The 26,232-nt window shown below is 71.7% G+C and carries 31 protein-coding genes; 16 read left to right on the top strand and 15 right to left on the bottom strand.

The window, feature by feature from the left end; genetic code table 11:
* The coding region (locus tag ACI6PP_RS17600) for a helix-turn-helix domain-containing protein (RefSeq protein ID WP_421112922.1) at positions 1-941 on the bottom strand (941 nt) is incomplete at its 3' end.
* Positions 942-996: 55 nt separating this feature from the next.
* On the opposite strand from ACI6PP_RS17600, the gene add reads away from it, so the two are divergent.
* On the top strand, positions 997-2,025 hold the full coding sequence (add, locus tag ACI6PP_RS17595) for an adenosine deaminase (protein WP_421112921.1): 1,029 nt from the start codon (positions 997-999) through the stop codon (positions 2,023-2,025).
* On the opposite strand, the gene ACI6PP_RS17590 is transcribed toward add, so the two are convergent.
* On the bottom strand, positions 2,022-2,669 hold the full coding sequence (locus ACI6PP_RS17590; protein WP_421112920.1) for an MBL fold metallo-hydrolase: 648 nt from the start codon (positions 2,667-2,669) through the stop codon (positions 2,022-2,024). The genes add and ACI6PP_RS17590 overlap by 4 nt on opposite strands.
* Before the next feature lie 54 nt (positions 2,670-2,723).
* On the bottom strand, positions 2,724-3,506 hold the full coding sequence (locus ACI6PP_RS17585) for an enoyl-CoA hydratase (protein WP_421112919.1): 783 nt from the start codon (positions 3,504-3,506) through the stop codon (positions 2,724-2,726).
* Positions 3,507-3,602: 96 nt separating this feature from the next.
* On the opposite strand from ACI6PP_RS17585, the gene ACI6PP_RS17580 reads away from it, so the two are divergent.
* Positions 3,603-4,577 (top strand): NAD(P)H-dependent flavin oxidoreductase, encoded by a 975-nt coding sequence (locus tag ACI6PP_RS17580; protein WP_421112918.1) that lies wholly within the window; start codon positions 3,603-3,605, stop codon positions 4,575-4,577.
* The gene (locus ACI6PP_RS17575) at positions 4,574-5,209 is read left to right on the top strand and encodes a TetR/AcrR family transcriptional regulator (protein WP_421112917.1); all 636 of its coding nucleotides are present in this window, start codon (positions 4,574-4,576) and stop codon (positions 5,207-5,209) included. Before ACI6PP_RS17580 ends, ACI6PP_RS17575 begins: the two co-directional genes overlap by 4 nt.
* Before the next feature lies 1 nt (position 5,210).
* Here the strand turns inward: ACI6PP_RS17575 and ACI6PP_RS17570 are convergent, their stop codons facing one another.
* The 5 genes from ACI6PP_RS17570 to ACI6PP_RS17550 all read right to left on the bottom strand — a co-directional run bounded on the left by ACI6PP_RS17570 (position 5,211) and on the right by ACI6PP_RS17550 (position 9,217).
* The gene (locus ACI6PP_RS17570; RefSeq protein WP_421112916.1) at positions 5,211-6,101 is read right to left on the bottom strand and encodes an oxygenase MpaB family protein; all 891 of its coding nucleotides are present in this window, start codon (positions 6,099-6,101) and stop codon (positions 5,211-5,213) included.
* A 41-nt stretch (positions 6,102-6,142) separates the two neighbouring features.
* Positions 6,143-6,592, bottom strand: a complete 450-nt coding sequence (locus ACI6PP_RS17565) for a hypothetical protein (protein ID WP_421112915.1) — start codon at positions 6,590-6,592, stop codon at positions 6,143-6,145.
* 70 nt (positions 6,593-6,662) lie between these two features.
* Positions 6,663-7,652, bottom strand: coding sequence for a DMT family transporter (locus ACI6PP_RS17560; protein ID WP_421112914.1), 990 nt, complete (start codon positions 7,650-7,652; stop codon positions 6,663-6,665).
* A gap of 36 nt (positions 7,653-7,688) precedes the next feature.
* Positions 7,689-8,162, bottom strand: a complete 474-nt coding sequence (locus ACI6PP_RS17555; protein WP_421112913.1) for a nucleoside deaminase — start codon at positions 8,160-8,162, stop codon at positions 7,689-7,691.
* Entirely contained in the window at positions 8,159-9,217 is a 1,059-nt protein-coding gene (locus tag ACI6PP_RS17550) for an aldo/keto reductase (protein WP_421112912.1), read from the bottom strand. Before ACI6PP_RS17550 ends, ACI6PP_RS17555 begins: the two co-directional genes overlap by 4 nt.
* A 43-nt stretch (positions 9,218-9,260) precedes the next feature.
* On the opposite strand from ACI6PP_RS17550, the gene ACI6PP_RS17545 reads away from it, so the two are divergent.
* Complete coding sequence (locus tag ACI6PP_RS17545; RefSeq protein ID WP_421112911.1) at positions 9,261-10,127, top strand: M15 family metallopeptidase; 867 nt, start codon at positions 9,261-9,263, stop codon at positions 10,125-10,127.
* Here the strand turns inward: ACI6PP_RS17545 and ACI6PP_RS17540 are convergent.
* Positions 10,108-10,950, bottom strand: coding sequence for an alpha/beta fold hydrolase (locus tag ACI6PP_RS17540; protein WP_421112910.1), 843 nt, complete (start codon positions 10,948-10,950; stop codon positions 10,108-10,110). The two genes, ACI6PP_RS17545 and ACI6PP_RS17540, sit on opposite strands and share 20 nt — an antisense overlap.
* Positions 10,951-11,026: 76 nt before the next feature.
* On the opposite strand from ACI6PP_RS17540, the gene ACI6PP_RS17535 reads away from it, so the two are divergent.
* Genes ACI6PP_RS17535 through ACI6PP_RS17520 form a run of 4 tightly spaced genes read left to right on the top strand, consistent with a single transcriptional unit; the run spans position 11,027 to position 14,954 of the window.
* Complete coding sequence (locus ACI6PP_RS17535) at positions 11,027-11,671, top strand: 4a-hydroxytetrahydrobiopterin dehydratase (RefSeq protein ID WP_421112909.1); 645 nt, start codon at positions 11,027-11,029, stop codon at positions 11,669-11,671.
* Positions 11,668-12,117 carry a helix-turn-helix transcriptional regulator gene (locus ACI6PP_RS17530; protein WP_421112908.1) on the top strand — a complete coding sequence of 150 codons (450 nt, stop codon included), beginning with the start codon at positions 11,668-11,670 and terminating at the stop codon, positions 12,115-12,117. Before ACI6PP_RS17535 ends, ACI6PP_RS17530 begins: the two co-directional genes overlap by 4 nt.
* 5 nt (positions 12,118-12,122) lie before the next feature.
* A complete protein-coding gene (locus ACI6PP_RS17525) occupies positions 12,123-12,530 on the top strand; it encodes a VOC family protein (protein ID WP_421112907.1) in 408 nt (135 codons plus the stop codon).
* Between the two features lie 30 nt (positions 12,531-12,560).
* Positions 12,561-14,954, top strand: coding sequence for an ATP-binding cassette domain-containing protein (locus tag ACI6PP_RS17520; protein WP_421112906.1), 2,394 nt, complete (start codon positions 12,561-12,563; stop codon positions 14,952-14,954).
* Between the two features lie 101 nt (positions 14,955-15,055).
* Here ACI6PP_RS17520 and ACI6PP_RS17515 read toward each other — a convergent pair whose 3' ends face one another.
* Positions 15,056-15,664, bottom strand: a complete 609-nt coding sequence (locus tag ACI6PP_RS17515) for a GrpB family protein (protein ID WP_421112905.1) — start codon at positions 15,662-15,664, stop codon at positions 15,056-15,058.
* A gap of 62 nt (positions 15,665-15,726) precedes the next feature.
* On the opposite strand from ACI6PP_RS17515, the gene ACI6PP_RS17510 reads away from it, so the two are divergent.
* Entirely contained in the window at positions 15,727-16,320 is a 594-nt protein-coding gene (locus ACI6PP_RS17510) for a hypothetical protein (RefSeq protein WP_421112904.1), read from the top strand.
* On the opposite strand, the gene helR is transcribed toward ACI6PP_RS17510, so the two are convergent.
* Positions 16,292-18,397: an RNA polymerase recycling motor ATPase HelR gene (helR, locus tag ACI6PP_RS17505; RefSeq protein ID WP_421112923.1), complete on the bottom strand. Its 2,106-nt coding sequence runs from the start codon at positions 18,395-18,397 to the stop codon at positions 16,292-16,294. The genes ACI6PP_RS17510 and helR overlap by 29 nt on opposite strands.
* 273 nt (positions 18,398-18,670) lie before the next feature.
* Between helR and ACI6PP_RS17500 the strand changes: the two genes are divergently transcribed.
* The 4 genes from ACI6PP_RS17500 (at position 18,671) to ACI6PP_RS17485 (ending at position 20,685) form a co-directional block, all read left to right on the top strand.
* Positions 18,671-19,300 (top strand): hypothetical protein, encoded by a 630-nt coding sequence (locus tag ACI6PP_RS17500; protein ID WP_421112903.1) that lies wholly within the window; start codon positions 18,671-18,673, stop codon positions 19,298-19,300.
* A gap of 65 nt (positions 19,301-19,365) precedes the next feature.
* The gene (locus ACI6PP_RS17495; protein ID WP_421112902.1) at positions 19,366-19,533 is read left to right on the top strand and encodes a hypothetical protein; all 168 of its coding nucleotides are present in this window, start codon (positions 19,366-19,368) and stop codon (positions 19,531-19,533) included.
* Between the two features lie 2 nt (positions 19,534-19,535).
* Positions 19,536-19,742, top strand: coding sequence for a hypothetical protein (locus tag ACI6PP_RS17490; protein WP_421112901.1), 207 nt, complete (start codon positions 19,536-19,538; stop codon positions 19,740-19,742).
* Between the two features lie 22 nt (positions 19,743-19,764).
* Positions 19,765-20,685, top strand: coding sequence for a methylenetetrahydrofolate reductase (locus ACI6PP_RS17485; protein ID WP_421112900.1), 921 nt, complete (start codon positions 19,765-19,767; stop codon positions 20,683-20,685).
* 571 nt (positions 20,686-21,256) lie between these two features.
* Here the strand turns inward: ACI6PP_RS17485 and ACI6PP_RS17480 are convergent.
* Together ACI6PP_RS17480 and ACI6PP_RS17475 are read right to left on the bottom strand one after the other, a co-directional pair.
* Positions 21,257-22,132 carry a hypothetical protein gene (locus ACI6PP_RS17480; protein ID WP_421112899.1) on the bottom strand — a complete coding sequence of 292 codons (876 nt, stop codon included), beginning with the start codon at positions 22,130-22,132 and terminating at the stop codon, positions 21,257-21,259.
* A gap of 585 nt (positions 22,133-22,717) precedes the next feature.
* Positions 22,718-23,248: an AAA family ATPase gene (locus ACI6PP_RS17475; RefSeq protein WP_421112898.1), complete on the bottom strand. Its 531-nt coding sequence runs from the start codon at positions 23,246-23,248 to the stop codon at positions 22,718-22,720.
* Positions 23,249-23,301: 53 nt separating this feature from the next.
* On the opposite strand from ACI6PP_RS17475, the gene ACI6PP_RS17470 reads away from it, so the two are divergent.
* Together ACI6PP_RS17470 and ACI6PP_RS17465 are read left to right on the top strand one after the other, a co-directional pair.
* The gene (locus tag ACI6PP_RS17470; protein WP_421112897.1) at positions 23,302-24,168 is read left to right on the top strand and encodes a phosphotransferase; all 867 of its coding nucleotides are present in this window, start codon (positions 23,302-23,304) and stop codon (positions 24,166-24,168) included.
* Between the two features lie 50 nt (positions 24,169-24,218).
* Positions 24,219-24,572, top strand: a complete 354-nt coding sequence (locus ACI6PP_RS17465; protein ID WP_421112896.1) for a hypothetical protein — start codon at positions 24,219-24,221, stop codon at positions 24,570-24,572.
* Positions 24,573-24,593: 21 nt separating this feature from the next.
* Here the strand turns inward: ACI6PP_RS17465 and ACI6PP_RS17460 are convergent, their stop codons facing one another.
* Both ACI6PP_RS17460 and ACI6PP_RS17455 read right to left on the bottom strand, forming a co-directional pair.
* Positions 24,594-24,947, bottom strand: a complete 354-nt coding sequence (locus tag ACI6PP_RS17460) for a VOC family protein (RefSeq protein ID WP_421112895.1) — start codon at positions 24,945-24,947, stop codon at positions 24,594-24,596.
* Between the two features lie 25 nt (positions 24,948-24,972).
* On the bottom strand, positions 24,973-25,443 hold the full coding sequence (locus tag ACI6PP_RS17455) for a VOC family protein (protein ID WP_421112894.1): 471 nt from the start codon (positions 25,441-25,443) through the stop codon (positions 24,973-24,975).
* 46 nt (positions 25,444-25,489) lie between these two features.
* Between ACI6PP_RS17455 and ACI6PP_RS17450 the strand changes: the two genes are divergently transcribed.
* Positions 25,490-26,047, top strand: a complete 558-nt coding sequence (locus tag ACI6PP_RS17450; RefSeq protein ID WP_421112893.1) for a hypothetical protein — start codon at positions 25,490-25,492, stop codon at positions 26,045-26,047.
* Positions 26,048-26,232 lie beyond the last annotated feature (185 nt).

Below are 26,232 nucleotides of genomic sequence, written 5' to 3'. Positions count from 1 at the left end.
CTCATCGCCTCGATCGGGTCCTCGCTGGGCGCGTAGGTGACGTCGCGGTTGATCTGCGGGGAGCCGGTGACGCGCAGCGTCGTGGTGCCGATGCCCTCGATCTCGACGCCGAGCTCGACCAGGAAGAAGCACAGGTCCTGGACCATGTAGTTCGGGCTGGCGTTGCGGATGACCGTGGTGCCGTCGTAGCGGGCGGCGGCCATCAGCGCGTTCTCGGTGACGGTGTCGCCGCGCTCGGTGAGCACGATCGGACGCAGCGGGCCCTTCGCCGCGTCGACGGTGGCGTGGTAGCTGCCCTCGGTGGCCTTGACCTCCAGGCCGAACGGTCGCAGCGCCGTCATGTGGGGCTCGACGGTGCGCGTGCCGAGGTCGCAGCCACCGGCGTAGGGGATCTCGAAGTAGTCCTGGCGGTGCATCAGCGGGCCGAGGAACATGATGATGCTGCGCGTGCGGCGCGCGGCCTCCTCGTCCATCGCGGCGATGTCCAGGCGCGCCGGCGGGACGATCTCGAGGTCGTTGTCGTCGTTGAGCCAGCGGGTGCGCACGCCGATCGACTCCAGCACCTCGAGCAGGCGGTTGACCTCCTCGATGCGGGCGACCTTGCGCAGCACCGTGGTGCCCTCGTTGAGCAGCGAGGCGCACAGGAGAGCGACGCCGGCGTTCTTCGAGGTCTTGACGTCGATCTCGCCCGACAGGCGGGTGCCGCCGACGACGCGGAGGTGGCTGGGGCCGGACGCGCCCAGCGACACGATCTCGGAGTCCAGCGCCTCGCCGATGCGGGCGAGCATCTCCAGGCTGAGGTTCTGCTGGCCCTTCTCGATGCGGTTGACGGCGCTCTGGCTCGTGCTGAGCTCGGTGGCCAGCTGGGCCTGCGTCCAGCCGGAGTGCTTGCGTGCGTCGCGGATCAGGCCGCCGATGCGGACCAGGTAGTCGTCGCTCATGTCTCTCACCCTATCTCACATATGAGATAAACAAGTCTCATGGTTCCATGGCGCGGTGAACGATCCTGAGGTCGCCCGCTTCGTCGCCGGACTGCCGAAAGCCGAGCTGCACGTGCATCTGGTGGGCTCGGCATCGGTGCCGACCGTACTCGCCCTGGCCCGTCGGCACCCTGACGGGGGAGTGCCCACCGACGAGGCCGCGCTGCGCGCGTTCTACGAGTTCACCGACTTCGCGCACTTCATCGAGGTGTACATCGCGGTCAACTCGCTGGTGCGCGAGCCCGAGGACGTCGAGGCGCTCGTGGTGGGCGTCGCGGCCGACCTCGCGGCGCAGAACGTGCGGTACGCCGAGCTGACCGTGACGCCCGACAGCCACGTCACCGCGATGGGCATGGCGCCCGAGGCGGTCGCCGAGGCGCTGACGTCCGCGCGTCGCGCCGCGCGGGCCGAGCACGGCGTCGAGCTGGCCTGGATCTTCGACATCCCCGGCGAGCTGGGCCTGCCGTCGGGGGAGCGGACGATCGACTGGGTGGAGCAGCACGCGCCCGAGGGCAGCGTGGGCTTCGGCCTCGGCGGGCCCGAGATCGGCGTCGGCCGCCCGCAGTTCGCCGACGTGTTCGCGCGCGCCCGCGCCATCGGGCTGCACAGCGTGCCGCACGCGGGCGAGACCACCGGGCCCGAGACCATCTGGGACGCGCTGCGCCACCTCGGCGCCGAGCGGGTGGGCCACGGCATCGCCGCCGCCCAGGACCCCGCGCTCCTCGCGCACCTCGCCGAGCACGGCATCCCCCTCGAGGTCTGCCCGACCTCGAACCTGCGCACCCGCGCGGTCGAGCGGATCGAGGACCACCCGTTCACCGCGCTGCGCGACGCCGGCGTCGTCGTCACGCTCAGCTCGGACGACCCCGGCATGTTCGACACCACGCTGCAGCGCGAGTACCAGCTGGCGCACGACGTGTTCGGGCTCGATCGCGGCGCGCTGGTCGACCTCGCGCAGGCGTCGGTGGACGCCTCGTTCGCCACCGACGACGTGCGCCGCTCGCTGACCGCCGAGATCGAGGCCCACCGGGACGCGGACGCCTAGAGCGTGACCTCGGTGGACTCGTCCTGGCCGAGGAAGCGGGCGTCGTCGGTGCCGCCGAGGTTGGCGACGTTGCCCCAGTACATCGGGCGCGCGAGCTCGGACACCGTGCAGTCGTGGATCGGCAGCACCACGCGGGCAGCCACCTGACGGACGAACTCGACGGTCTCGGACGACTTGGCCCACGGAGCGGACAGCGGCACCGCCAGGACGTCGACGCCGTCGGGCGCGTACTCGTAGGTGTCGCCGGGGTGGAACAGCACGGGCTCGTTCTCGCCGGTGACGAGCTGGCCGACGTTGCCGATGCGGGGGATGTCGGGGTGGATGACGGCGTGCCGCTCGCCGACGCCCGTCAGGCTGAGGCTGCCCACCTCCCACGACGTGCCGGCCTCGGTGGCCGTCCAGGCGGCACCGAGCTGGTCGACGGTCTGCGGGTCGGCCAGCAGCAGCGCGCCCTGGTTGGCCTCGACGAGCCCGGGCAGGCGCTCGACGTCGACGTGGTCGGGGTGCTGGTGGGTGATGACGACCGCGTCGAGCCCGGTGAGCGCGAAGGCGGAGTCGAGGCTGAAGGTGCCCGGGTCGAGCAGCACGCGCGTGCCGGCCGCCTCCACGAGCAGGGCTGCGTGTCCGTACCTGGTGATCTGCATGTCGCCATCGAACCACCCGGCGGCGACACGCGCCCGCGTCAGTGCCCGACGAGGTCAGTGCCCGACGAAGGAGGGCGTGCGCTTCTCGCGGAACGCCGCGACGCCCTCGGTGAAGTCGTCGGTGTCGAACATCGCCGACTGGCCCTCGCGCTCGGCGGCGAAGGCCTCCTCGAGCAGCGAGAGCGACGTGGTGTGCAGCGCGGCCTTCGTGCGCGCGTACGACGCGGTGGGGCCGGCGGCGAGCCTGCCCACGAGCGCATCGACGTCGGCCTCGTAGGCCTCGTCCGCCGCCACCTGGCCGATCAGGCCCCAGTCGAGCGCCTGCGGGGCGGGCACCCGCTCGGCGAGCAGCGCCATCCTCGACGCGCGGGCGCGTCCGACGGCGGCCGTGACGAGCGCCGACGCACCGCCGTCGGGCATCAGGCCGACGTTGGCGAAGGCCAGCAGGAAGTACGACGACTCCTTCGCGAGGACGACGTCGGACGCGATCGCGATCGAGCACCCCACCCCCACGGCCGGACCGTTGACGGCCGCGACGACGGGCTTGGGCACCGTGCGCAGCCCGCGGACGAGGCGGTTGGCGGCGTCGATGGTGTCGGTGCCCGGCTTGTCGCCCCCGCCCGCGACGAGGTCGGCGCCGGCGCAGAAGGCGCGCCCGGCGCCGGTCAGCACGACGACGCGCACGTCGGCGTCGTCGGCGGCGGCCTCGACCTCGTCGGCCAGGGTGTCGAGCATCGCGGCGGTCACGGCGTTGAGCGCGTCGGGACGGTTGACCGTCAGCCACAGTGCGGTGCCCCGGCGCTCGGCCAGGACGGGGGAGGTGTCGGACTCGGACATGGGGTGGTCCCTTCTCGCACGGCGGGTCGATCGACGCTAGCATCGAGCCTTAACGAACGCTAGGTAAGACCCCCGACGGTCCCAGGAGGACGATCGATGTTGCGCACCAGGTTCACCGAGGAGTTCGGCGTCGAGCACCCCATCGTGCAGGGCGGCATGCAGTGGGTGGGCCGCGCGGGCCTGGTCGCCGCCGTCGCCAACGCGGGGGGCCTCGGGTTCATCACCGCGCTCACCCAGCCGACCCCGAAGGACCTCGCCGAGGAGATCGCGCGCACCCGCGACCTCACCGACAAGCCGTTCGGCGTGAACCTGACGATCCTGCCGTCGATCAACCCGCCGCCGTACGCCGAGTACCGCGACGTCATCGTCGAGTCGGGCGTGACGATCGTCGAGACGGCCGGCTTCAACCCCAAGGACCACCTGCCGGCGTTCCAGGACAACGGCGTCAAGGTCCTGCACAAGTGCACGAGCGTGCGCCACGCCGTCAAGGCCCAGGACCTCGGCGTCGACGGCATCAGCATCGACGGCTTCGAGTGCGCCGGCCACCCCGGCGAGGACGACGTCCCGGGCCTGGTCCTCATCCCCGCGGCCGCCGACCAGGTGGAGATCCCGATGATCGCCTCGGGCGGCTTCGCCGACGCGCGCGGCCTCGTCGCGGCGCTGGCGCTCGGCGCCGACGGCGTCAACATGGGCACGCGCTTCCTGGCCACGGCCGAGGCGCCGGTGCACCAGAACGTCAAGGACGCGCTCGTCGACGCCACCGAGCGCGACACCGACCTGCTGTTCCGCACGCTGGGCAACACCGCACGGGTGGCGCGCAACGAGGTGAGCCGGAAGGTGGTCGAGATCCTCGACGCCGGCGGGCAGTTCGAGGACGTCCGCGACCTCGTCTCCGGCCAGCGCGGCAAGGGCGTCTACGAGTCGGGCGACACCGACGAGGGCGTCTGGAGCGCCGGCATGAGCCAGGGCCTGATCCGCGACGTGCCGACGGTGGCCGAGCTGATCTCGCGCATCGTGTCGGAGGCCGAGACGCTGATCGGGGCGCGGCTCGCGGGTACCGTCGTCCGATGAGCACGCGCGCGAGGGTGTCGGCGGAGAGGCCGGTCGGCGACGTCGACTGGCGTCGTCACGACGCCCCCGCGCTCACCCCGCTGCTCGAGGCGGCGCTCGACGCCTTCTACGAGAGCGGGTTCCACGGCACCTCGGTGCGCGACATCGCGCGCCGCGTGGGGCAGACCGTCCCCGCGCTGTACTACCACCACGACAGCAAGGAGGGCGTGCTCCTCGCCCTCGTCGCCGGCGGCATCCGCGACCTGCTCTGGCGGGTCGAGGCGGCCGCGTCCGACGGCGGTGACGACGTGCGCCGGCGGTTCGAGAACGTCGTCGAGGCGATCACCCTGCACGGCACCCGGCGGGTGCGGGCGGCGGCGCTCGACGCCGAGTCGCGCTACCTGTCGGCGGAGAACCGCGCCCAGTACGCCGCCCTCCGCAAGCAGGTCGAGACCGTGCTGGCCGAGATCGTCGACGACGGCGTGGCGAGCGGCGTCTTCCGGGCGTCCCACCCCGGGGAGACCACCCGCGCGATCCTCGGCATGCTCCAGTCGATCACCCGGTGGTACCGCACCGACGGCCCCGACACCCCCGAGGAGATCGCGGCCCGCTACGTCGACATCTGCCTGCGCGTCGTCGGCGTCGACCCCTGACTCAGGCGTGGACGGGTGCCTCGGCGCCGGTGACGGGGCAGGTGCGGGGGAAGGTGCCGAGCCGGTCGACGTCGTAGCCGTCCGGGTAGCTGCGCACCTGGGGCAGGTCGCGGACGCGCACGGGCTCGGTGCGCGGACGCATCCGGCGCTCGACAGCCGCGCGGACGCCCATCGCCGTGCGCGTCACCGCGCGGGCGGCGCGTGACGGGCGCCGGTAGCCGAACGCGTCGAGCAGCGGCTCGTCCATCAGCGTGCGCGAGAACCACAGGACGGCGCGCCTGGGCAGCAGGTGGTTCGGGGGGAAGGTCGTCATCAGGGACAGCGTCGAGTCGGCGACGGCGCGGCCGCCCTCGTCGTACGCGAAGTGCTCGCGCTCGTAGGCCTGCAGGTGCAGGACGAACTCCCACAGCGTCTCGGGGATCTGCTTGATGCCCATGTGGCGACCGAGCTCCCGGTAGTAGTTCACGCTCGCGCGCTTCTCGTTGGCGGTGAGCGGGCGCCAGCCGTGCTCCTCGAGCCAGCGGATCGGGCACACCACGAAGGTGCACAGCACGTAGAGCATGTCGTCGTTGCTGATGTCGTAGGAGCCGTGCATCTGGTTCATGCGACGCACGCCGGCACGTCCCCGCGGGTCGCCGAGACCGTGCTCGAGGACGGCGTCGAGGATCAGGCCGGTGTCGTCGTACCGCTTCTGGACCTGGCCGGTGAACTCGCCGGTGTCGGCCAGGAGCCGCCCGATCGTGGGCACCGCGTAGGTGCGGAAGAGCGCCAGGCCGAGCGCCTGGTTGACGTCCCAGGGGAACTCCTGCCAGTACAGGATCCGGACGATCTCCTCGTACTGCGTCTCGGGGTCGAGGGCGTCGGTGCGGTCGCGCAGCGCGTAGCGGTCCATGGGGCAGCCTCCGAGTCGGTGTGGCGCGATTCTAACGATCGTTAGGTAGGCCGTCCAGGGGTGGCGGCCGGGGTGACGGCCAGGCGGAGCGCGGTGCCCACCGCGACCCCGGTGAGCCCGCCGGCCGCCGCCAGGCCGCCCATCAGCACGGCGCCGAAGACCCACTCGCCGACGCCCGTCCAGTCGCCCAGCGACGCCGAGGCGGCGCCGTAGAGGGCCGCCACGACGGCCCACACCGCGAGCTGCAGGCCGGTCGACGTGGTCCGCCGGCGCAGCAGCCCGTCGGCGACGCCGAGGACGCCGGCCACCACCACGACCATCAGGAACGCGGTCAGGCCGGCGCCGACGGGGTCGTCGGAGTAGAGCCCGACCGTGCGCAGCACGCCGTCGAGGTGCGTGCCCATGAGCAGCCGCTCGACGCCGAGCAGGGCGAGGACGCGGACGACGGTGTGCCCGGCCGCGCGGGCGAGGACGGCGTTCGAGAGGTGCATGGGCCCAGGCTCGCGCGGGGGAGGGGCCCGCGGCATGAGCCCGCGTGCTCATCCCCGGCCGTGCGCGACCTCAGCCGCGACGGCGGGCGCCGACGAGCGCGATCGCCACGCCCACCAGGGTGAGACCGGCACCGGTCGCCGCGAGGGCGGTGACGGGCGTGCGAGGGTCGAGCGCGTCGAGCACCTGCGCCATCACCACCTGCCCGGCGATCACGCACAGGCTCAGGGTGAGCACGCCGTGCCGCTTGACCAGGGCCGCCGAGAGCCCGATGACGACGACGCCGATCGCCCCGCCGACGTAGAGGTGCGGCTCGGGCGGGGGCAGCCTCAGGTCACCCGGGCGCGTGAGCGTCACGAGGGCGAGCACGGCCAGCGCCACGGTGCCGACCAGGAAGTTGTTCCACGCGGCGGCCCACGGGTCGGTCTCGGCGCTGAGCCGGCCGTTCGCGGCCTGCTGCAGCGCGAAGCCGACGCCGGCGGCGAACGGCAGGACGAGCAGCGCGACGTCGCCACCGGTGAGTGCCTGCGACCCCGCGACCTTCTCGACTGACGCGAGCACCACGGCCACCAGGCTGAGGGCGGCCGCGACGACACGGGTCGGGCTGACGCGCTGGCGGCCGGCCGGACCCAGCCCGACGTGGTCGACCGCCAGGCCGCTCAACGACTGGCCGGCCACGAAGGCGACCACGAACGTCGAGACGCCGAGCACCCCGACGCTGAGGGTCTGGGCGGCGACGAGCAGCGCGCCCAGCAGGCCGCCGGCCAGGATGGGCAGCGGGACGGTGGCGCGCCGGACGCGCCGACCGACCGCCTCGACGCGGTGACGCGACCGCGGGGCGAGGAGCAGGACCACGCTGAGGATGACCAGCCCGGAGCCGAAGCTGACGACCGACGCGGTGGCCCCGGCACGCGGCCCGGACCCGAGTGCGCCGGCGAGGTCGGAGTTGACCCCGGCCTGCACCGCGGCGAGGGCACCGGCCCCGAACATCGCGGGGACCGTCAGCCACGACGGCACGCGTCGACGCGCGGAGGCGTCGGGGCGTGCTGAGGCGAGGGTCACGCAGGCACAAGGCCACCGCGGCGGTTTACATTCCCGTCACGCGTCCGGGTGGGCCTCGCGCCAGGCGCGGAACGGGCTCGTGGGGTCGTCGGCGTCGCCCTGGCGGACGGGCAGCGACATCTCGGCCTCGGGCTTGGCGTACTCGTCGTAGAACGTCGCGAGGCTCATGTACCGGCCGCCGTCCTCGTAGTGCTCGCCCTCCTGCTCGCGGGTGGCGGCGTACGTGAGCGAGTCGGGCGCCGCGTAGTAGAGCGCGCCCAGGCACATCGGGCACGGGAACGCGGTGACGTAGACGTCGCAGCCGTGCAGGTCGGTGCGGCCGCCCTCGGCGAGCGCACGGATCGCGACGACCTCGGCGTGGGCGGTGACGTCGCCCGTCTGCGCGACCTGGTTGGTCGCCTCGACGAGCACCTCGCCCGAGGACGCGTCCTTGACCACGCAGGCGAACGGCTTGCCGCCCTCGTGGACGTTGGCCTCGGCGAGCTCGACGGTGCGCTGGAGGTGCGTCATGCGCCCGCGCTCCAGCCGCGGACCTGCACGCCACCGGTGACGGCGGCCGCCATCGTCTCGGGCGTGTAGATCGCGTAGGGGAACCCGAGGTCGATCGCGCTGGCCTCGGTGAGCCGGGCGATCGCGTCGGGCGGGAGGTCGACCTCGAGCGACGCGAGGTTGTCGGCGAGCTGGTCGGTGGTGCGGGTGCCGAGCAGGATGGTGCTGACCCCGGGCCGTTGCCGCGTCCAGGCCAGGGCCACCTGGGAGAGCGGCCGGTCGACCTCGCCGGCCACCTCGCGCAGGACGTCGAGGACGGCCCAGTTGGCGTCGGTGAACTTGGAGTCGCCGAACGGGTTCGAGCCGGCCAGGCGGCCCTGGCCGCTCGCGCCGGCGCCGTCACGGCTGTACTTGCCGGCCAGGAAGCCGCCGGCCAGCGGGCTCCACGGGACGACGCCCATGCCGAGCTCGCGCGCGGCGACGACGTGCTCGCGCTCGATGGTGCGCTCGACCAGCGAGTACTCCAGCTGCAGCGCGACCGGGGCCGCGACGCCGCCGGCCTCGGCGAGGGTGGCGGCGCGTGCGGCGAACCACGCGGGGGTGTCGGAGAACCCGTAGTAGCCGATCTTGCCGGCGCCGACGAGGTCGCCGAGCGTCTGCACGACCTCCTCGGCCGGGGTCACCCCGTCCCAGACGTGCAGCCAGTACAGGTCGATGTGGTCGGTGCCGAGGCGGCGCAGGGACCCCTCGACGGCCCGGGTCAGGTTCTTGCGGCTCGCGCCGCCGGTGAGCGGGCCGCCGCCGGACCCGAACCCGGCCTTGGTGGCCAGCACCACCTGGTCGCGCAGCCCGCGCTCGGCGACGAACCGGCCCACGAGCTCCTCGCTGCGGCCGCCGCTGTAGACGTCGGCGGTGTCGATGGCGTTGCCGCCCGCGTCGACGTAGGCGTCGAAGATCGCGGCCGACTCCTCGTCCGAGGACCCCCAGTCGGGGTTGCCCATCGTCATCGTGCCGAGGGTCAGCGGGCTGACGGGGAGGCCGGAGCGGCCGAGCGTGCGCAGGTCGGAGAGGTCCACCGAAGGAGTCTATGAGCCAGGATGCGGCGGTACCGTCTGGGCAGTGAGACGCCTGCTCCCGCTGGTCGCCGCGACCGTGCTGCTCGCCGCCTGCAGCGCCGGCACGCCCGACGCGCCGCAGCCCGAGCGGGCCACCGTCACCCCGTCAGCCACCCCCGCCGCGACACCGACACCGACACCGACGCCCTCGCCGTCCCCGGAGCCGGGCACGGTCGCGCCCGCGTGGCTGGGCACCCGGGTGCTCCCGGTGGACGCCGACGGCGTCGCCACGGCCAGGCCCACCCCGCCGGAGCTGCGTCAGCGCCGGTTCACGCTGCCGGACTCGGTGGAGGGACTGCCCGGCACGGGCTTCGCGTCGCGCGTGGTGACCCCGGCTCCGCGCGCCGTCCTGGACCGCTCGACGTGGACGTCGTCCTGCCCGGTCGGCCGCGGCGACCTGTCGTGGGTGCGCGTCACGTTCCGGGGGTTCGACGGCTCACGCCGCACCGGTGAGCTGCTCGTCGCGACCACGGTGGCCGACGACGTCGTGCGGGTGTTCGCACGGCTCTGGCGCGCGGACTTCCCGATCGAGCAGATGCGCGTCACCACCCGCGCCGAGCTGGACGCACCGCCGACCGGCGACGGCAACAACACGGGCGCCTTCGTGTGCCGGGCCGTCACCGGCGGGTCGACGTTCTCCCAGCACGCCTACGGCACGGCGATCGACGTCAACCCGTTCCAGAACCCCTACGAGAAGGGCGAGGTGGTCGTGCCCGAGCTGGCCTCGTCCTACCTGGACCGCACACCGCGCCCGGGCGTGGTCACCGCCGACGGCGCGGTGGTGCGCGCGTTCGCGGCCGTCGGCTGGGAGTGGGGTGGCGCCTGGCGGTCGCTCAAGGACTACCAGCACTTCAGCCTGAACGGTCGCTGAGCCACTCCAGCGCGGCGAAGGCCCGACCCAGCACCGAGACGTGTCCGTCGTCGGGGGAGAGCCAGAGCTCCGCGGCGGGCAGCTGCCCGGCCAGCCACCGGCCGTGGGCCGGCGGGACCACGCGGTCGCGTCCGCCGTGGACGACGAGCGTCGGCGCCACGACGTCGCGGACGTCGAAGCCCCACGGCGCCACGTAGGCGAGGTCGTCGTCTACCAGGGGAGCGGGGCCGCCGGCGAGGGCCGGGCGCACGACGTCGAGGACCCAGGACCAGTCGCCGCCGAGCGCGGCCTCGTCGGCGTCGGTGAACCCCATGTCGAGGTCGACGTCCGCGGCCTCGTGGCGCTCCTTGGCCTCGCGGCCCTCGGCCGCCGCCGTCAGCGAGGCGACGCCCGCGGGCGCCATGCCCTCGAACCAGTCGAGCCCGTCGGCCCGGTAGGGCGCGAGCCCCGACATCGGCACCACCGCGCGGACGCGGTCGGGCATCAGCGCGGCGCACGCGAGCGCGTGGGGACCGCCACCGGAGTGCGCCATCAGCGAGAAGGACCCGACGCCGAGGGAGTCGAGGACCGCGGCGGTGTCGTGCGCGGCCGAGCCGACGCTGCGTCCGGGACGGGGCGTGGAGCCCCCGTAGCCGGGGCGGTCGTAGGAGACCCACCGCACGCCGAGCCGGTCCGACAGCGGCACGAGGGGCTCGGGAGGGGCGCCGACGTTGGGCGTGCCGTGGTGCCACACGACGACGTGGCGCGCGGCGTCGCCCGGCGCGGAGTCGTAGACGTGCAGCGTGCGGTCGCCGTCGAGGGTGAGGTCGGACTCCGTGGCCATGGGCCGAACCTAGGACGCCGCCGCGACGGCCGCCAGAGGGCTTGGCGCGGGCGTGCGTCCCGACCATGATGTGGCGATGAGCACCCTCTCCGGACAGCAGGTCGCCGACGCGGGCCTGACCGACTGGTCGTACCTCCTGCGGGGCCTGCAGACCCGCCTGCTGACGGGCGACTTCGCCACCGGGCTGCGGCTCGTCGAGCAGATCGGCGCTGCCGCGGAAGCCGCCGACCACCACCCCGACCTCGACCTGCGGTACCCGTACCTCGACGTCAGGACCTCCAGCCACGACGTCGGCGGCGTGACCGAGCGCGACCTGCGGCTCGCCCGCCGGATCAGCGAGCTCGCGGCCGCCGAGGGAGTGCGGGCCGACCCGCGCGCGACCAAGCAGCTCGAGCTCGCGCTCGACACCCCCGACGCCGAGGGGGTCGTCGCGTTCTGGTCGGCCGTGCTCGACATGTCCGAGCGACGGTCCGACGACGACGTCGACCTGCACGACGACGTGCTGCCCAACGTGTGGTTCCAGGCGTCGGGCTCGCAGGAGCCCCGTCAGCGGTTCCACCTCGACCTGTGGGTGCCGCCCGAGGTGGTCGAGGAGCGGATCGCCGCGGCCCTCGCCGCCGGAGGGGTGCTGGTCAGCGACGAGGAGGCGCCGTCGTTCTGGGTGCTCGCCGACGCCGAGGACAACCGGGTGTGCCTGTGCACCTGGCAGGACCGGGCGTGACGGCGGTCGACGAGGACGCCCAGCGCCTGCGCCACCTGGCGTGCCTGCGTCGCGTCCGCGACCGGATCGACCGCGACCACGCGCAGCCGCTGGACGTCGAGGCGCTCGCGCGCGGCGTCCACCTGTCGGCCGGTCACCTGAGCCGTGAGTTCCGCCGGGAGTACGGCGAGTCGCCGTACTCCTACCTGATGACGCGTCGCATCGAGCGGGCGATGGCGCTCCTGCGCCGCGGCGACGTCAGCGTCACCGACGTCTGCTTCACCGTCGGGTTCTCCTCCCTCGGCACGTTCAGCACCCGCTTCACCGAGCTCGTGGGCGTGCCGCCCAGCACGTACCGTCGCGCGGCGTCCGAGGACGCGGACGGCATGCCGCCGTGCGAGTCCCGGAAGGTCACCAGACCGGTCAGGAATCGAGAAGCGCGGGCCACCGCGCCGCACCTAGCGTGACGGCCATGGACATCACCATCCACACCACCTTCCTGCCCCACGACGACGCCGACGCGGCGCTGGCGTTCTACCGGGAGACGCTCGGGTTCGAGCTGCGCAACGACGTCGAGAACGGCGGTCTGCGCTGGCTGACCGTCGGGCCGCCCGGGCAGCCGGGGACCTCGATCGTGCTGTACCCGCCGGGCTCGGACCCCGGCACCACCGAGGACGAGCGCCGCACCGTCCGCGAGATGATGGCCAAGGGCACCTTCGCCAGCATCATGCTGGCCACCGACGACCTCGACGCCACCTTCGAGGCCCTGCAGGCCGCCGGCGTCGACGTCGTGCAGGAGCCGACCGACCAGTTCTGGGGTGCGCGCGACTGCGCCGTGCGCGACCCGTCCGGCACCATGGTCCGCATCCAGCAGCGGTGACACCGACGACCGACCGGCGAGGACGAGACGATGAGCAGGGCCAGCACCACTGACGAGAGGTCGTCCGAGCCGCACGCGGCGGACCGTCACGACCTGATCCGCGTGCACGGCGCTCGCGTCAACAACCTCAGGGACGTCGACCTCGAGCTCCCCAAGCGCCGGCTGACGGTGTTCACCGGGGTCTCGGGGTCGGGCAAGAGCTCGCTCGTGTTCGAGACCATCGCGGCGGAGTCGCAGCGGATGATCAACGAGACCTACAGCGCGTTCCTCCAGGGGTTCATGCCGTCGCTGGCCCGGCCGGACGTGGACCACCTCGAGGGCCTGACGACGGCCATCATCGTCGACCAGGAGCCGATGGGTGCCAACCCGCGCTCGACGGTGGGCACCGCCACCGACGCCAACGCCATGCTGCGGATCCTCTACAGCCGCCTGGGCGACCCGTACGTCGGTCCGCCGACGGCGTTCTCGTTCAACGTCCCGACGCGCAGGGCGAGCGGGGCGATGAGCACCGAGAAGGCCGGGGGGCGCGTGGAGAGGAAGGTCGTCCGCGACGCCGTCTACCTCGGTGGCATGTGCCCGCGCTGCGAGGGCATGGGCTCGGTCTCGGACGTCGACCTCACCGCGCTGTACGACGAGACCAGGTCGCTGGCCGACGGGGCGCTGACCGTGCCGGGCTACTCGATGGACGGCTGGTACGGCCGGTTGTTCGAGGGCGTCGGCCTGCCCATGACCAAGCCGATCGGGACCTTCACCAAGAAGCAGCTCGAGACGATGCTGTACGCGGAGCCGACCAAGATCAAGGTGGAGGGCGTGAACCTCACCTTCGAGGGGATCATCCCCAGGATCCAGAAGTCCATGCTGTCCAAGGACGTGGAGGCCATGCAGCCGCACGTCCGCCGTTTCGTGGAGCGCGCGATCACCTTCCAGTCGTGCCCCGAGTGCGAGGGCACACGGCTCAGCGCCGAGGCCAGGTCGTCGACGATCCGGGGCCGGAGCATCGCTGACCTCTGCCGGCTGCAGATCAGCGACCTGGCCACGTGGGTCCGCGAGCTGGACGAGCCGTCCGTCGCGCCGCTGCTGACGGGTCTGAGGCACCTGCTCGACTCGTTCGTCGAGATCGGCCTGGGCTACCTCTCGCTCGACCGTCCCGCCGGCACGCTGTCGGGAGGGGAGGCGCAGCGCACCAAGATGATCCGACACCTCGGCTCGTCGCTGACCGACGTCACCTACATCTTCGACGAGCCCACCATCGGCCTGCACCCGCACGACATCGAGCGGATGAACCGGCTGCTGCTCCAGCTGCGCGACAAGGGCAACACGGTGCTGGTCGTCGAGCACAAGCCCGAGACGATCGCGATCGCGGACCACGTGGTCGACCTGGGGCCCGGCGCCGGCAGCGAGGGCGGCCGGGTCTGCTTCGAGGGCGACCTGGACGGGCTGCGGGGGAGCGACACCGTCACCGGTCGGCACCTGGACGACCGCGCCGCCCTCAAGGGGTCGGTGCGCACCTCGTCCGGCGCGCTGGAGGTCCGCGGTGCGGGCACCCACAACCTCCGCGACGTCGACGTCGACGTGCCGCTGGGCGTGCTGTGCGTCGTGACCGGCGTCGCGGGCTCGGGCAAGAGCTCGCTGGTCCACGGGTCCGTCGCGGCCCGCGACGGCGTCGTCGTGATCGACCAGGGGGCGATCAAGGGATCGCGCCGCAGCAACCCCGCGACGTACACCGGGATGCTGGAGCCGATCCGCAAGGCGTTCGCCAAGGCCAACGGGGTCAAGCCGGCGCTGTTCAGCTCCAACTCCGAGGGCGGCTGCCCGACGTGCGGGGGCGCCGGCGTGATCTTCACCGAGCTGGGGGTGATGGCGACCGTCGAGTCCACCTGCGAGGACTGCGAGGGGCGACGCTTCCAGGCGGCGGTGCTCGAGCACACCCTCGGTGGCCGGAACATCGCCGAGGTGCTCGCGATGTCGGTGGCCGAGGCGGAGGCGTTCTTCGGCGAGGGCGACGCGCGGACCCCTGCGGCCCACAAGGTGCTGGTCCGGCTCGTCGACGTCGGGCTCGGGTACCTGACCCTCGGGCAGCCGCTCACCACGTTGTCCGGCGGCGAGCGTCAGCGCGTCAAGCTCGCCACGCAGATGGCCGAGAAGGCCGAGGTCTACGTGCTCGACGAGCCCACGACGGGGATGCACCTCGCCGACGTCGAGAACCTGCTCGGCCTGCTCGACCGGCTCGTCGACGCGGGCACGTCGGTGGTGGTGGTCGAGCACCACCAGGCCGTCATGGCCCACGCCGACTGGATCATCGACCTCGGCCCGGGCGCCGGTCGCGACGGCGGGCGCGTCGTCTTCGAGGGCACCCCGGCCGACCTCGTCGCGGCCCGCTCCACCCTGACCGGCGAGCACCTCGCGGAGTACGTGGCCGGCTGACGGGTCGGTGGCCGGTCGAGACCGGAGAAACGAGGTCGGGCCCCGATACGGACCACGACCTCGATTCCTCGGTAGTTCGGCGCGCGCCGGGGGCGACCCCGTCAGTCGAGCAGGCCGGTGCCGACGAACGCCCGGTGGTAGATCTCGCGCACCACCTGCTCCTTGCGGGCGTTGTACTGCATGGAGTCCTCGCCCGCGGCGGTCGCGGCGTCCGCGGCCCGGCGCTTGGCGTCGGCGTACAGCTCGCGCTCGTCGGGGTGCGTGCGCAGCCAGTCGCGCAGCACCCGGTGCTTGACGGTCTCGGGGCTGCGGAAGTCGAAAACGTGCAGGTGGCACATCGGCGTCGTCGAGCGCAGCAGGCGGTGCCCGTGCCACCACGGCTCGCGGACCCGCAGCTCGAAACCGGCGGCGACGAGGGGCGGGACGTACGCCACCTCGTTCTCGGTGTCGGCGACGGTGAGGTCGACGTCGACGATCGGCTTGGCGGCCAGACCGGGCACGGAGGTCGACCCGACGTGCTCGACGACCAGCGCGCGCGGACCGAGCGCGGCGCGGACACGCGCCTCGAGCTCGACGAACCAGTCGGCCCACGCGGGGTCGGCGTCCACGACCTCCACGTGCGTGCTCGGCGCGGCGCCGTCGACCCAGGGGGACTGCCCCGGCGGCGGGGGCGGGTCGTGGAACGTCACGATGTCGGCACGGGTGGGCACCTCCGGAGCCTATCGAGGCCGATCGCCGGACGCGGAGCCCTCGGGGACCCGATGATGTCGTGATGAGCACCCGGGGGAGCGCAGTCGTGCGCAGGCTGACCGTCGTCGCACTGACGTTGCTGCTGGTGGTCGCCGCCGGCGGACCGGCCTCGGCGCAGACCAAGAAGCGGATGGACGCCGTCGGCGACGCGCCGGCTCTCATGGACCTCAGATCGGTGAAGGTGCAGAACGGTGCCAAGCGGTTCGTGGTCACCGTGCGCGTCAGCGAGGTCCGTCGTGGCAGGACCGGCCTCGGGTTCGCCATCGGGCGGTCCAGCAACACCGAGGCGCACCGCGTCGAGCACTACGTGATCGTCCTCCCGCAGGGACGTCGGTGGGTGGCCGGCGCCGGGTCGCTGACGACCGAGGACGAGCGACCCTGGGCCTGCGAGAGGCTCCGCACCACCTTCCGGACGGGCCGCAACGGGTGGATCCGCGTGTCGTTCCCGCAGCGCTGCCTCGGCGACCGCGCCGGGCGCCAGCGCGTCAACGTCATGGTCGGCGACGTGGAGTCCGGCGGTGTGGGGGCGTACCTGCCGGACGGCGACGCGACCGAACCGGACGACGGCGACCAGCTGAAGCACGTCATCACCGCGAAGCAGGCCCGTCGGGGCTGAGCACCACGAGGCGCTGGGTGGCCCGGGTCATCGCCACGTAGCGGTCGACGGCCCCCTCGATGCCGTCGCCGAACGCGTCGGGGTCGACCAGGACGACGAGGTCGAACTCCAGGCCCTTCACGAGCTCGGGCGAGAGCGATCGGACGCGCGAGGTCGCGGCGAAGGTCGGGTCGCCCACGACGCACGCCGTGCCCTCGGGGTGCTCGGCGAGCCAGCCGTCGAGGACGCCGGTCAGCTCCGACGTCGCCCGGTGCTCGACCGGGAGGCCGTTGCTGCGGACCGACGTGGGCACGTTCGCGTCGGGGAGCGCGGCCCGGATCACCGGCTCGGCCTCGACCATCACCTCCTGCGGCGTGCGGTAGTTGATGCCGAGCGAGGCGACCTCCACCCGGTCGAGCCCGACGCGCCCCAACCGATCGGTCCACGACTCGGTGAACCCGTGACGTGCCTGGGCGCGGTCACCGACGACGGTGAGGCTGCGCGACGGGCAGCGCTGCAGCAGCATCTGCCACTCGGCGTCCGTCAGCTCCTGCGCCTCGTCGACCACGACGTGCGCGAACGGGCCGGCGAGCAGGTCGACGTCAGCCTCGGGCAGCGCGGCGTCGTCGACCAGGGCGGCCTGGAGGTCCTCGTGGCGCAGGCTCGACACGAGCCCGACGCCGTAGGCGTCGCCGTCGGCCTGGACCAGCTCGTCGATGACCTGGTCCATCTGCTCGCGCTGGGCGGCGACCTCGGCCTCCTGCCGACGGCGGCGGCCGGAGGCCCGGACGTCACCGAGCCGTCGACGCGCGGCGTCCAGCAGCGGCAGGTCGGACACCGTCCAGGCCTGGGGGTCGTCGCGCTGCAGCAGGCGCACCTCGTCGGGGGAGAGCCAGGGCGCACACCGACGCAGGTACGCCGGGACGTCCCAGAGGTCGCCGACGAGGTCGGTGGCCTCGATCAGCGGCCAGGCCCGTCCGAACGCGTCGACGAGGTCGTCGTCCTGACGCAGGGCGCGGCGCAGGAGGTCGGGGGAGAGGTCCTCGTCGTCGGCGTGCTTGTCGACCAGGATCGTCAGCAGCTCGTCCCACACCTGGTCGCGGGCCTCGTTGTGCGGCGTGCCCGACGCCGACGCGAACGCCTCGGCCCAGTCGGCGGGGTCGAGGCGGACGTCGGCCCACGGCGTCTCGACGACCATCGGCCGGGTGGGCGGCTCCTCGTAGAGGCGGACGGCGGGCTCGATCGCGGTCACCATGGCGACGGTGGCCTTGAGCCGGGCGACCTCGGCATCGGTCTCCCCGCCCGCCCCGGGCCCCTCGGGGACGAGGTCGCGCAGGGTGCAGGTCTGAACGCCGTCCTCGCCCAGGCTGGGCAGCACGTCGGACACGTACGCGAGGTACGGCTGGTGGGGCCCGACGAACAGGACGCCGCCGCGGTGGTGCTCCAGCCGCGGGTCGGCGTACAGCAGGTACGCCGTGCGGTGCAGCGCGACGACGGTCTTGCCGGTGCCGGGGCCGCCGTCGACGACGAGCGTGCCGCGCGAGCCGGCGCGGATGATCGCGTCCTGGTCGGCCTGGATCGTGCCGAGCACGTCGCGCATCCTGTCGGAGCGGTCGGTGCCGAGGCTGGCGATGAAGGCCGACTGGTCGTCGAGCGCGGCGTGGCCGTCGAGGCCGTCGGCGGTGAACACCTCGTCCCAGTAGTCGCTGACCCGTCCGAGCGTCCAGCGGTAGCGCCGGCGGCTCGCCAGACCCATCGGGTCGGCGTGGGTGGCGCCGAAGAACGGCTCGGCGGCGGGGGAGCGCCAGTCCACCAGCAGCCGCCGGCCGCCGGCGTCCTTGAGGCCGAGACGTCCGACGTAGACGGCGTCGCCGCCGTCGGCCGGCACCATCCGTCCCAGGCACAGGTCGATGCCGAACCGGCGCAGGGTCCGCAGGCGGGAGGTGAGCCGGTGGACCTCCTGGTCGCGGTCCATCGCCGCCTGACCGATGCCGCCCGGCGCGCGTCGCGCGTCGTCGAGCCGGGCGGTCAGGTCGGCGACCGACCGCTCGAGACTCTCGGCGATCGCGGCGAAGTGCGCCTCGTCGTCGGCGACCATCGACGGGTCGGCCTTGGGGGAGAGGTGGGGCGGGAGGTCGAAGGCGCTGGTCGTGGGGTCTGGCACTGAGGTGGGCTCCGCTCGGAGGGTGCGTGTGGCAGGTGCGCAGGGGATTCTGCGACGGCCACGGGGTCTTGCCGCAAGCCCCCACAGGCGCTATACCTTGAGAAGGGAAGGGGCTCGCGCTCCTTCCCTTCGTCGTCCTCGCGCGGCTGCTGCTGACCGTCCGACCCCGCCGGTACGGTGCTGGTCAGGACGAGGGGGAGCGATCGGGTGAAGTCGGGCAACACGGCACTGGTGCTCAAGGTGCTCGTTGCGGTCGCGGCCCTGGTCATCGCCGGCACGCTGGCCGCCGACGTCTTCGGCAGGTTCCTTGACCGACCTGCGCAGTCGACGCTCGCAGGTGCCGGTGCGCTTGTCGCGTTCCTGTCCGCGTCCGCCGCAGCGGTGGGGAAGTGGCGCTCCCAGCGTGCGGAGTCGCACCGCGAGGCCGCCGGCGTGCGGCTCCGCGCGCTCGGCTGGTCGGTCTACGACCTCACCGGCATCGACGTGCGCGACCTCGGACTCGCGATGTACGTCGTGCGACCGAGCCCGGTGCGACGGTGGCGGACCCTGCTGAGGAGGGTCGCCTACGAGCGGTCGCGACGCGCGGTCACCACGGGCGTGCAGTGGCGTCCGGGCATGGGCGTCATCGGCCAGTGCGTCGCGTCGGGTGAGCGGGCCGGACAGGACGTGGGGATCGACGAGGAGCCCTACCTCGACCTCGTGGTGCGCACCCGGTCCGAGTACGAGTCACAGGTCCCCGAGCACGTCCGGTCGGGCTCTCGCGCCAGGAGTGGCTCGCAGCTTCGCCCAGCTGTGGTCCGAGGACGTCGCGAACGCGCTCGAGGAGGCGGCCCGTGACCTCACGACATCCCGCTGGTGACCGGGTAGTCTCAGAAGCGCACCTCGACGTCCAGGAGCACACGATGAGCAACGACACTCCCGCGGTCCGCCTCGGCGGCAGCATGCGGCGTGCTCCGGTGCGCGGTCCGGATCCTGACAGCCGTGGCGCCAAGGCGTACGTCAGAGCCCTGCGCCGCCTGGGCGTCCAGCCCGCGAGCGCCGAGAAGCCAGAGCGACGACGCCCCAGCTGACCGTGCACCTCGACGTCGACGGCGAGGTGTTCGAGGTTCGTGAGCGTCCGGGGGAGCCCGGTACGTACGACCACGACTGGGTCAGCGGCCCGCACCCCGGATACGGGTTCGCGTCGGCCTCCAGCACAGGCCTCACCCGCGCCGAGATCGAGGACGGCGCCCGGGACTTCCTCTCCATGGTCGACCCGAGCACGGGATTCATCGACTGAGGTCGTCGACTACGGTCGACCCATGGACCTCGCGAAGCGGATCGCGGCACGGGGGAGCGAGCTCCTGCTCTTCGCCATGACTCCTCCTCGGGTCACGGTCACGAGCGAGCGCGCGCAGGAGGTCGCCGACCTCACCCGCAAGCGGCTGGCTCCCCTCGACCTCGACGGCCTCGTCCTCTACGACATCGACGACGAGAGCGACCGCAACCCCGAGGAGCGGCCGTTCCCGTTCCTCCCGACGATCGACCCAGCGACCTTCCTGGCCCAGCACCTCACGGACTGGGGCACGCCGGTCGTCGTCTACCGGGCCGTCGGCAAGTACGACGAGACCGAGCTGGACGCGTGGCTGGGCGCCCAGGACGCCGACCGCGCCCTGACGGTGTTCGTGGGAGCCTCGTCCGGGCGTCGGCAGTCGGCGACGTCGCTCGTCCGCGCGCAGCAGCTGTGGGCGCAGGCGCGTCCCGACCTGCGGCTCGGGGGCGTCGCGATCCCTGAGCGGCACACCAGCCGCGGCGACGAGCACCTGCGCCTGGTCGCCAAGCAGGAGGCCGGCTGCTCGTTCTTCGTCACGCAGGTCGTCTACGACGTCAATGCCGCCAAGAACCTGGTGTCGGACTACCGCTACGAGTGCGACGCACGGGGTCTCGAGCCCGTGCCGATCGTGTTCACCTTCTCGGTGTGCGGGTCGCTCAAGACGCTCGAGTTCCTCGGGTGGCTCGGCGTCGACGTGCCGCGTTGGATCCAGAACGACCTGCGCCACGCGGACGACACGCTGCAGGCGTCGTACGAGCACTCGCTCGGCGCGGCCCGCGAGCTGATCGCGTACTGCCGACACATGGGCGTCCCGTTCGGGCTCAACGTCGAGAGCGTCTCGGTCCGCCGGGCCGAGATCGAGGCCTCGGTGGACCTCGTGCAGCAGCTCGGCCGGGAGCTGCACCGCTAGGAAGCCATTTCTCGAAGCATCGCCGATAGGCGACATGTACTAGAGATGTCTGTACTTCAGTACGTACCGCCCGCGCCTGCCGTTCGGCACCTTCTTTGCGGGGCGACGGCGTAGAAGCCTCAAACAGAGCCCTTTCCTAATCGTAGTCTGCAATACGTGCGGCCTCGGCGCGATCCAGTTGGTCGCGTTCGCGTTCGCGTTCGTAGGTCAGGCGTCGATTGCCCTACGTGTAGACCAGCTAACCAATGACGCAGGTGTCCAGCACGGTCAGCAGCGCGCCGCCGCCAGGGCCAAGTATGAAACAGCCGAATCCGGGGGAGTCGAACAAGCTGCCGAGGGGCACGCCCGCCGAGATGTGTAGGCCGACCAGCACGGGCAGCACGATGAACCGGCGCCACCAGCCCACCCATGGAAGTCCGTACCGATTCATGCGGGGCGACCTGGGTCGTCATGGCGGACAGCACTGGAGACTCAATTCGAGCAAATCGTTCGTCTTCGGCGGTGCCAAGCGACCTCTTGCAGGCCGATATTACATCGTCAACGGCGTCGAAGTTCTCATCACTTAGATCGTCTATTCGTCATCGGACACATCTTCGGCCGAGTCGCCCGGCTTTGCTTCCAACTGTCCGGACTTCTTTTGGTTCGCCGCATCGTCCGATCTATCGGAATCATTCTCTGGGGTTTCAAATCGCTCTTGCATTGCGACAATTTCTGTCGTGATGTTACTGATTGACTTCACAGTCTGCTCCGTCGAAGCGGCGATTGCTGACGTGCTGAGTGAGATAGCGGCCACGGTTACGAGAAACTTGTTGATCCGTGGGCCCCAAGCCTGGGTCTTCTGGGCGGAGCCAGAATAGGAACTAACCGTCATCAGCCCCATCGCGTCTGTGGCAGCCTTCTGGACTCTGGCCGTTCCGTACAGTTCGACGTTATCGATAAGCCACCGAATATTCATAAATGCGGCTTCCAATTTGACAACGAATCCGTTGGGGAGGTCCGCAGCGTCCTTCTTCAATAGCGCATCCCACTCTATAGTCTGCGCACGAAGTTCTGCTAAGCCCTTTTCGATACCTTTGGCGGAGATACCCACCGGCAACCGATAGGCGAGATTGCCGGCGAGGGCACGAAGGAGATGAACAGCAGGCTGCGTCAGATCGGTGCATTGGGGCACCGCGTTCTCCCACGAGGCGCCATTGCCTACGATGCCGGACCACCATTGATGCGAATACTCATAGAACATCGCGGAGTCGGCTTCGTCCATCGTGGCTACGTCGTCCAAAATGGTCGAGTACATATTGCAAACCTCGAGATGCCGGATGACGAATTGAGTCTCCCCGTACTTGGTACCTAAAATTTTGGACCAAGCGTCTGCCATGCTGACTTCTTTGAAACTCAATAGGCGAGAAAGGTGCGCGTGAAGAATTTGTGCCTCGTTCGATTGCTGCACCTGGTGGCCTTCCCGGGAAACTTGCAACGCTTCAGGCTGTAGTGTACGTCACAGAAGGCCCGCCCCTACTCGCTTTAGGGGCGGGCCTTCGGCGTGCTGCCGGTGGCCGGACGGCGGTAGCCAGGACAGGCAGGGGCGTCACACCGCTTCTCCGGCTGAACCCGCGAAACCTCTGACCCGATTGTCGAAGGTCCAAGGCTCGACGCGGCCACCATTGCGCCAGACTTTTGCAAGAACGAGTGGCACGCCGAGGTCGAAGTACGACTGCCCAAGCACCTCCTGGCTGACCTGAGGCAAGGCTTGACCGGCGACACCATGGCGAAGAACTCGCATGGAATCCGGTAAAACGGGCCAACCGTGCTGTGCGGTGTCTCGCCGCGTCTCGGGGGTCCTCAAGATGCTGTGGACATTGAGCCTGAGCGGCCTGGCGGGATCCTCAGGGCTGCAGACGGCTTGGCCGGTGACTCTGAGCACGCTGGCTCCCTAAGAGGACAGCACCCCGGAGGGGTGACTGACATGAGGTCGGCGGCGTGCGGCGTATGAACACGAAGACAAAGGCATCGCCGATAAGCGGCATTATGTCAGTTACGCGTGATCGGGACGGTGCGACAGCCGTTCGGTCTCCTCCCCTGCACGGCGGACGATCTCGTCGACGACGTCAATGAGTGGCCGCGTGGCGTCGACGACCATGCCGTGCCGCGGCAAGTCCTCACCGGTGCGGTGGAGCCGCAGCACGAGGTCGCGCTCGGGCCCGCTGGCGCCGAACTCGTCGGCCGGTCGGTCGTCGAGCCGCCGGTTCAACGTGTCGAGATCGATCTGCAGGACGAAGACGCCGTCGAGCAGGTCGACGAACGCCGCGACGTTGCGCGAGCCACCGCAGAAGAACGTGACGGGCGTGGAGCGGTCCTGGACGCGCACCCGGACCGCCTCGACGTCCCAGACGTGGTTCCAGTGGCTCGGTTCGCCGTGCGTGGGTGCGCCGGTGACCGGATCGCCCTGGTAGGCCAGGTCGGTGTCGCCGTTGACGGCGTCGTGCCCGCGCCGGCGCAGCTCGTGGCACACCGACGTCTTGCCCGTGCCCGAGACGCCCTCGACCAGGTAGTTGCGTACGCCCACCTGTGGACGGTATCGGACGGGAGACCGTTCGGGGGCGACCTAGGATCACCGGGATGTCCACTCCCCTGGCTCCCCTCACCTCGAGGCAGCGCGAGCTCCTCGACGGGTGGCTGCCGGGTCTGCGTGTGGTGCGCGACCACGGATGGGGGCTGGTCGAGAGCGTCGTCGCCGAGGTCGAGGCGGACGGCCGACGCTACGTCGTCAAGGCGGACGGTGCGTCGAACCACCACGTCCCGCGTGAGCTTGACGCGCACGAACGCTGGCTGGCGCCCTGGGTGAGCCGCGGACGAGCGCCACGGCTCGTCGCCGGCGACCGGGACGCGAAGATCCTCGTCACCGACTTCCTGCCCGGCGAGCTGGTGCTCGGCTCCCCCGCGCAGCGGCGGCTCGACACCTTCCGGCAGGCCGGTGATCTCCTGTCGATGCTCCACGCGCAGCCGGGCCACGTCGACGCGCAGCACGAGCGCGAGGAGGACCTCAAGGTCCTGCGCAACCTCGACAAGAGCCATCGCATCCCGCCCTCGGTCGAGGCACGTCTGCGCGAGCTCGTCCTGTCCTGGCCGTCGGAGCCGCTGTCGCTGGTGCCGTGCCACGGCGACTGGCAGCCGCGCAACTGGCTCGTGCATGACGGACGCATCAGCGCCATCGACTTCGGACGCGCGGCGCTGCGACCCCCGATGTCGGACTGGCTGCGGCTGCACGCACGCGACTTCCGCGAGGACCCGGCGCGCGAGGCGGCATTCGTCGAGGGCTACGGGTCCGACCCGCGCGAGTCCGCGGCGTGGTTCCGCCAGCGCGTCCGCGAGGCGACCAACACCGCGGTGTGGGCGCACCTGGTGGGCGACGAGGACTTCGAGGCCGAGGGCCACGCGATGATCGACCGCGTGCTCAGCGAGGACGGCGCCGATCCTCTGCGGTGACGCACCTGCAGCGTTCGCCTGGCGCTGCGACAGGTTCGTAGGATCGTGTCGTGCCCCTCGTCGACGTCACCTGCTCCGAAGCGGTGTCAGAGCAGGTCCGGCGCGCCGTCGCCGACGCGCTCCCCCATCTGGTGTCGCTCGCGGTCAAGTGCCCGGCGGAGCCCTACGACGGCGAGCTCCAGGCCGGAGACGTGGTCGTGCGGTTCCGCGACGTCGGCCCGATCGACCGGTTCGACCTCGACGTGCTCGTCGAGATCGGCTCGAAGTGGGACGAGTACCGCGCGCGCGACCGCAATGGTCGGGCAGAGCGGGTGCGGGCCGGCGTGCAGGAGCTCGTCGGCTCGGGGCTGCTCGTCGGCGTCTACCTCAGACTTCCCGTCGCGGGCTGGGCGCAGTCGCCCTGACCGGCCCCGGACTCCCCCGCGTCAGTCGCGGTGGCCGACCACGTTGACGACGTTGCCATCGGGCGCGCGGACGAAGAACCGGGTCACTCCCCACGCCTCCGTCGTGAGCGGGTGGACGATCTCGTAGCCGAGCCGCTGCGCCTCCGTGTACGCGGCGTCGACGTCATCGGTGGGCACCGAGACGACCGAGTCCTCCGGTGCGGTCGCGTCGCGGGACACCAGCTGGAGGCTCGCACCGGTCTCGGGCGAGGTGAAGCGGGCGACCCAGCCGAGGGAGAACTCCTCGGTGCTCAGGCCGAGGAAGTCGGTGTAGAAGCCCTTGGCCGCGTCGACGTCGGGGACCGTCAGGTTCGTGATGATGCGGGTGGCGTGCACGGGATCCTCCAGGTGGGTGGGCGGTTCAGCCGACGAAGACGCAGAACGGGTGGCCGGCGGGGTCGGCGAAGACGTGCAGGGGCTCGTCCGGGTCGTCGGTGCGGTCGAACAGCTCGGTGGCGCCGAGCATCAGGGCCCGCTCGCGCTGGCGGGCCAGGGCTGCGACGTCCGGCACCGACATGTCGAGGTGGAGCATCTGCAGCTGGTGCGAGGACGGCACCGGCCCCGAGTGCCAGACCGGTGGCTCGTACGGGTCCGCGCGCTGGAAGGCCATGCCGCGACCGGCTGACGCGTCGGCGCCGCGCGGCCGCAGGACGAGCCAGTCGTCGCCGAGAGGATCGGGCTCGCCGTCCGGTGGTGGCTCGTCGCCATCGCGGTACTCGTAGTCGAGCAGCCCGCGGTAGAACTCGGCCAGGGTGCGTGGGTGCGGGCAGTCGAGCACGACCTGCCGCACCAGCGGCACGTCTGCTGCGTGGGTGGGGTCCTCGGGAGCCATGTCCCGACCGTAGGACGAGGTGCCGACAGACGTCGATACTCGACCCATGAGCATCACCCGGACGTTTCGCGACGTACGACCGCGCCCGCAGGAGGTCGCGGCCTCGCTCGTCGGCGACGAGATCGTCCCGCACGCCGACGTCGTCATGGACCGGGCCTTCACGGTCGCCGCCCCGCCGGAGGCGGTCTGGCCCTGGTTGGAGCAGCTCGGAAAGGGCCGGGCGGGCTGGTACCTGCCCCGGTCGGTCGAACGGGTCGTCCCCGCCGGACGCCGGGCCGCGCGGGTGGTGGACGAGCGGTGGCTGGGTCTGACGGTGGGCGACGTCGTCCCCGACTGGGGTGGCTCCGAGGCGACCTTCGAGGTCGCGCTCGTCGATCCCCCGTCGGCGCTCGTCCACCGCTCGACCCGCGGGTCCACCTCCCTTTCGTGGGCCCTCGTCCTGACCGCCCACTCCCCTGCGTCGACCCGCGTGCACCTGCGGCTGCGGCTCGCCCCGGTCGCGCACGTGCGGGTGGCGGAGGTCGTGGGCGGGTTCTTCGACCTCGCGACCGTGGCCGGCATGGCGGCGGGGCTCCGTGAGCGGGTGGCGGAGGCGGCCGGGTGAGACGTGGGGGTGGTCGGGTGTGCTCGTGCGGCGACCTGTGGACGACCGTCTCCTCTGCCGGTCGATCCGTCGGCAAAGCCTGCTCCGCGTCCACATCGTTGCGAACGTGTGTTCGACTGTCGTAAAATGGGCGTATGACGGTCACCGCTCTCCCGCTCACCGAGCACCCCGCGTTCGCGGTGCTC

Origin of the sequence: Solicola agrisoli (assembly GCF_049059935.1) — a bacterium.
Lineage (GTDB): Bacteria > Actinomycetota > Actinomycetes > Propionibacteriales > Nocardioidaceae > JAURVT01.
This window is presented reverse-complemented; position numbering and strand designations above follow the sequence as displayed.

Coding starts and splice junctions, on each gene's coding strand:
- ACI6PP_RS17590 (WP_421112920.1), bottom strand. CDS start 2,669: ATGCAGATCACCAGGTACGGACACGCAGCCCTGCTCGTGGAGGCGGCC.
- ACI6PP_RS17585 (WP_421112919.1), bottom strand. CDS start 3,506: ATGTCCGAGTCCGACACCTCCCCCGTCCTGGCCGAGCGCCGGGGCACC.
- ACI6PP_RS17580 (WP_421112918.1), top strand. CDS start 3,603: ATGTTGCGCACCAGGTTCACCGAGGAGTTCGGCGTCGAGCACCCCATC.
- ACI6PP_RS17575 (WP_421112917.1), top strand. CDS start 4,574: ATGAGCACGCGCGCGAGGGTGTCGGCGGAGAGGCCGGTCGGCGACGTC.
- ACI6PP_RS17570 (WP_421112916.1), bottom strand. CDS start 6,101: ATGGACCGCTACGCGCTGCGCGACCGCACCGACGCCCTCGACCCCGAG.
- ACI6PP_RS17565 (WP_421112915.1), bottom strand. CDS start 6,592: ATGCACCTCTCGAACGCCGTCCTCGCCCGCGCGGCCGGGCACACCGTC.
- ACI6PP_RS17555 (WP_421112913.1), bottom strand. CDS start 8,162: ATGACGCACCTCCAGCGCACCGTCGAGCTCGCCGAGGCCAACGTCCAC.
- ACI6PP_RS17540 (WP_421112910.1), bottom strand. CDS start 10,950: ATGGCCACGGAGTCCGACCTCACCCTCGACGGCGACCGCACGCTGCAC.
- ACI6PP_RS17535 (WP_421112909.1), top strand. CDS start 11,027: ATGAGCACCCTCTCCGGACAGCAGGTCGCCGACGCGGGCCTGACCGAC.
- ACI6PP_RS17525 (WP_421112907.1), top strand. CDS start 12,123: ATGGACATCACCATCCACACCACCTTCCTGCCCCACGACGACGCCGAC.
- ACI6PP_RS17520 (WP_421112906.1), top strand. CDS start 12,561: ATGAGCAGGGCCAGCACCACTGACGAGAGGTCGTCCGAGCCGCACGCG.
- ACI6PP_RS17510 (WP_421112904.1), top strand. CDS start 15,727: ATGAGCACCCGGGGGAGCGCAGTCGTGCGCAGGCTGACCGTCGTCGCA.
- helR (WP_421112923.1), bottom strand. CDS start 18,397: ATGGTCGCCGACGACGAGGCGCACTTCGCCGCGATCGCCGAGAGTCTC.
- ACI6PP_RS17495 (WP_421112902.1), top strand. CDS start 19,366: ATGAGCAACGACACTCCCGCGGTCCGCCTCGGCGGCAGCATGCGGCGT.
- ACI6PP_RS17485 (WP_421112900.1), top strand. CDS start 19,765: ATGGACCTCGCGAAGCGGATCGCGGCACGGGGGAGCGAGCTCCTGCTC.
- ACI6PP_RS17470 (WP_421112897.1), top strand. CDS start 23,302: ATGTCCACTCCCCTGGCTCCCCTCACCTCGAGGCAGCGCGAGCTCCTC.
- ACI6PP_RS17455 (WP_421112894.1), bottom strand. CDS start 25,443: ATGGCTCCCGAGGACCCCACCCACGCAGCAGACGTGCCGCTGGTGCGG.
- ACI6PP_RS17450 (WP_421112893.1), top strand. CDS start 25,490: ATGAGCATCACCCGGACGTTTCGCGACGTACGACCGCGCCCGCAGGAG.